The 4,351-nt window shown below is 61.6% G+C and carries 3 protein-coding genes; all 3 read right to left on the bottom strand.

Annotated elements, in window-relative coordinates; all coding sequences use genetic code 11:
• Nucleotides 1-97: 97 nt before the first annotated feature.
• The 3 genes from NUV89_RS28025 to NUV89_RS28035 all read right to left on the bottom strand — a co-directional run bounded on the left by NUV89_RS28025 (nucleotide 98) and on the right by NUV89_RS28035 (nucleotide 4,150).
• Nucleotides 98-2,539, bottom strand: coding sequence for a TonB-dependent siderophore receptor (locus NUV89_RS28025; protein ID WP_257783873.1), 2,442 nt, complete (start codon nucleotides 2,537-2,539; stop codon nucleotides 98-100).
• 133 nt (nucleotides 2,540-2,672) lie between these two features.
• Nucleotides 2,673-3,620 carry a FecR family protein gene (locus NUV89_RS28030; protein WP_257783874.1) on the bottom strand — a complete coding sequence of 316 codons (948 nt, stop codon included), beginning with the start codon at nucleotides 3,618-3,620 and terminating at the stop codon, nucleotides 2,673-2,675.
• Entirely contained in the window at nucleotides 3,617-4,150 is a 534-nt protein-coding gene (locus NUV89_RS28035) for an RNA polymerase sigma factor (RefSeq protein ID WP_257783875.1), read from the bottom strand. The genes NUV89_RS28030 and NUV89_RS28035 overlap by 4 nt, the downstream gene beginning before the upstream one ends.
• Nucleotides 4,151-4,351: the final 201 nt, after the last annotated feature.

A 4,351-nucleotide genomic window follows, 5' to 3' on the forward strand; every position in this document is an offset into this window, starting at 1 on the left:
GCGGTGGGTCAGACAGCACTTCTGTAACTGACAGATCGCCTTCGCGAGCAAGCCCGCTCCCACACAAGCCCGCTCCCACAGGGGTTATAGGTAGGCTTTAAAACTGCGGGGTGTAGGTCATGGTGAACATCACATTACGCGGATCGCCATAGTAGTTACTGCCCCAATTCGCGTTATACGCCGGGATGTAATACTTCTTGTCGAACATATTGTTCAGATTCGCCGCCACGCTGAATTCCTGGTTGATCTTGTACGCCACCCGCGAATCCCACAGCGCATTGCCCGGCACGCTGAACGTGCGGTCGTAGGCCACGGTGCTGCTTTGCGCGGTCACGCCGGCGCCGACGCTGAATTTCTGCCAGTCGCCCGGCAACTGGTAATCACCCCAGACCTTGAGCAAATGCTTGGGCGTCCAGGTGCTGAAGATCTTGCCTTCGTAGTCGTCGTCCTTGAGGAATTTGGTGGTGTTGTAGGTGTAGCTGGAATTGAGCTGCAACCCCGGCAGCACTTCACCGCTCAACGTGGCTTCAAAACCCTGGCTGCGGACTTTGCCCGAAGCCACCGAGCAGTACCAACCGTTGCAGTTCTGCGGCCCTTGCAGGTCCTGGGCAGCGCGGTTTTCCTGGTCATAGCGGAAGATCGCAAACGAGGTGTTGAGGCGGCCATCGGCCAATTCGCCCTTGATCCCCAACTCGTAGTTCTTGCCTTCGATGGGCTTGAGGATCGTGTGGGACGTGGTTTGGTTGGTCTGTGGTTCAAACGCGTCGGCGTAACTGGCGTAGGCCGACCATTGGTCATTCAGTTCATAGACCAGGCCGGTGTAAGGCGTGACCTTGCCGTTGGTTTGGGTGCTGCTGGCTTCAGGCGCGCCATAGGTCCCCTTGACACCGCTCTGGCCGATGTAGGAGAAGTCATACCAACTGGTGCGCGCGCCGACGATCAGGGTCAACGGGTCCAGCAGCTTCACGCGCCAGGTGCCATAGATGCCTTTCTGGCGAACGTCATACCAGCTCTTGGACCCCCAACCGTCCTTGAACAGCTGGTATTTGTCGCGCTGCGGACGGTTGTGGTCGATGTTGAAGATATCCGCACCCGGCGTTGCCGCTCGCGCCCACAGGTCATCGGTGGTGAGCTTGGAATAGTTGGCGCCCAGGATCATTTCCTGCTGGAAACCCAGGCCGTCGAACTTGCCATCGACGTACACATCCGCGCCGCGGCTCTTGGTGTTGAAGTCGGTGACCCAATCGATATAACGCACGGTGCCGCCGCCGTTGGGGATGGTATCCCACGTCGCCTGGTAGGTTGCGTCGTTGTGTTCATCCATCGCCACCAACGCGGCCTTCACTTTCCAGTCATCGTTGAAGCGATGCTCCAGGTCGGCGAACACTTGGGTCTGGTTGTTGACGTTGCGGTTCCAGCTGGCGCCGACAAAGGTCGAGCGCGGCAGGCCGATATCGCTGCCGTCGGCGTAACGGGGCAACGACATGAAGTTGGGCCGCGAATGGCCTTTCTGGTTGCTGATGCCGACCCCGACGGTGGTGTCTGCCGTGAAGTCGTAGTCCACAGCCGCGTAGACTGTCTGATTCCAGCCGCCGGCGTAGTCGACAAAGGAGTTGGTCGTGTCGTAATCCGCCACGAAGCGGCCGCGCAAGGTGCCTTCGGCATTCATCGGGCCGCCGACGTCGACTTGAGTGCCGTAGTGGTCCCAGGAGCCGGCCTTGGCGGTGATGGTCACAGTCGGCGCCTGCTGGCCGCGTTTGCGCACCAGGTTCATGGTGCCGCCGGGGCTGTTGGCGCCTTGCAGCAACGCGGCCGGGCCACGCAGAGTTTCGACGCGGTCGTAGATCGCCATGTTTTCGGTGAGGTAGCTGCCCAGGGTGTAGGTGTTACGCGGGATGCCTACGCCATCGTATTGCAGGGTGCCGATCTCGAAACCCCGGGAGAAGATGAACATGCCGGGGCCGGGGGATTTGGTCGCCGTCAGGCCAGGGGTGCGCTTGACCACTTCGGACAGCTTGGTGGTGTTCTGGTCATCCATCTGCTTGCGGGTCATGACGCTGACCGACTGCGGGATGTCCTTGAGTTTCTGCTCGCCCTTGCCAATGGTCACCGCGCCGGTGGTGTAGGAACCTGTACCTTCGGTGGTAGCACCCAGGCGTTCGGCGCTGATGGTTGTTGCACCGACTTCAAGGGCAGAGCCGCTGGCCACAGGCTTTTCCAGGGTCACGGTGTCGGCATTGATAAACGCCGCGTTCAACCCCGTGCCGCCCAGCAACAAGCCAAGGGCCTCGCGCTGGCCCAAGTTGCCGCGCACACCCGGGGATGTCACACCTTGCGTCAACTCCCCAGACACCAACACCTGAATCCGCGTCACCGCCGAAAACGCCGCCAACGCGCCATCCAGGCTTTGCCCTGGAATATCGAAGCGGTAAGTCTGGGCCTGCGTGGTCTCAGCGGCCTGCAAGTACAGCGGCGCAGTGCCACTGGCCATGGAAATGGCCAGTGCCAGCAAAGGCCGTGCGGCGTATCGGTGTGCCATGGATGGTGCTCCCCGGTGCAGAAAAAGTCGGTGATCGGCGCCGCACTACTTGAGAGTGCTTACTATTTGCGCCTCAGTCATCAAGGACGATGGCTCACGGGGAAACCCTGAAACTATTTTGAAAAAGTTGCCGTCAGGACGCTTTGCCGTCGCGCAATACCAGCAAATACGGGGTGTAATGCTCGGCGCGCAGGTTGAGGGTGTATTCCAACGCCTTGATGACCGCGTCGGGTTTGTCGATTTCAAACACGCCGGAGACCACGCGCTTGCGCAGCGCGTCGCCGAGTACCAGGGTCTTGCCGGGCCAGTAGCGGTTCAGTTCGCTGACCACTTCCGATAACGGCTGCTGACGAAATACCAATTGCCGCTGGCGCCAGGCAAAGCCGCTGGCCGGGTCGAAACCGTGGACCTCGGCAAGGTGCTGGCCCTGATACTCCACCGCCCGCCCCGGCTCCAGGTACACCGTGTCACCGCTACCCGCGCTGACCTGCACCTTGCCCTGCGCCACCTGCACCCGCGTCTGCGCATCGCGCCGCGCCACGCTGAACTGGGTGCCGACCACCTTGACCCAGCCCTTACCGGACTGCACCACGAACGGCCGCGCCGGGTCCTTGGTTACGCTGAAAAAGCCTTCGCCGCGCAGCAGACGAATCTGACGCTCGCCGCCGCTCATGCGCACTTGAATCGCGCTGTCGGTGTTCAGTTGCAGCTGGGAACCATCGGCCAATTCGACGATGCGCGACTCACCGGTGCCGGTGGCATAGTCCGCGCGCAGGCGGTCGAGCCAGGGGGTGTTTTGCACGGTCAGGCCGACCGCCAGCAACACCGTGGCAGCACACGCCCAACGCCGCAGCGGTTTGCGCCAGGCGGCCTGTTCGGCGCGGCGGATCACCCGGGCCGGCTCACGCAGGCCGCCGAGCAGCGCCTGCACTTCCTGCCACGCATCATCCTGGGCTTGGCCTTGGCCGAGCCAGGCGGCGAAGGCGTCCATGTCAGCCGGCGTCACATCCTCGGCCTGTAGGCGGAAATACCAGCCGGACGCTTGTTCAAACAGCGCGTCGGCAGTGGGGGTGGCGGTCATGGCCGACGTCCTTGTGCATCGCAGGAGAGCCGCGTCTTGATGTAGGCGCGGCATTCAATCAAGGCGCGACGTAGTTGGTATTCCACACTGCGTGGGGTGATCGACAGACGTTCGCCAATCTCGCGGTAGGAAAGTTCGTCGACATGATAGAGCAGGAAGATCTGCCGAGTCGCTTCGGGCAACGCCAGGATCGCGTCCTGCATCAGTTGTTCCTGTTGGTAGGCGGCCAATTGTTCGTCGGCGCCTGGGTTGGTGCACGGCAGTTCTTCGCTGGGCTCGCCGGCGTCCAGGCGCTCACGGCGAATGGCCTGGCGCTGGTGATCGCGCACCAGGTTGCTGGCGATGGTGAAGAGAAAGGCTGGGAGGTTGTCGATCTTCTCGCCGGAATCCAGGCGCACCAGGCGCAGGAACGATTCCTGGGTCAGGTCGGCGGCCACTTGGGCGCTGCCGGTGCGGCGGGTGACGAAGGCTTCGAGGGCTTTCTTCTGCTCCGCGAACAGGCGCGCGATCTGCGAATTCCAGGAGAGCACGGCACTACCTTGAGAAGAACGTAGGGTTCAGGAGGTGCGCACGCTAGCAGAGGATGAGATTGGTTCGCAATTGATATCTATTTTTTGCTGTGGGTTATGCGGTGTTTTTGAGGCCGTCTTCGCGAGCAAGCCCGCTCCCACATTTTGACCGCATTCTCATGTTGAAACGCGGTCAACTGTGGGAGCGGGCTTGCTCGCGAA

This window comes from Pseudomonas sp. 18.1.10 (genome assembly GCF_024655625.1).
Lineage (GTDB): Bacteria > Pseudomonadota > Gammaproteobacteria > Pseudomonadales > Pseudomonadaceae > Aquipseudomonas.

Bases quoted from the DNA above. Each gene is read 5' to 3' on its own strand.
- NUV89_RS28025 (WP_257783873.1), bottom strand. From the start codon at position 2,539: ATGGCACACCGATACGCCGCACGGCCTTTGCTGGCACTGGCCATTTCC.
- NUV89_RS28030 (WP_257783874.1), bottom strand. From the start codon at position 3,620: ATGACCGCCACCCCCACTGCCGACGCGCTGTTTGAACAAGCGTCCGGC.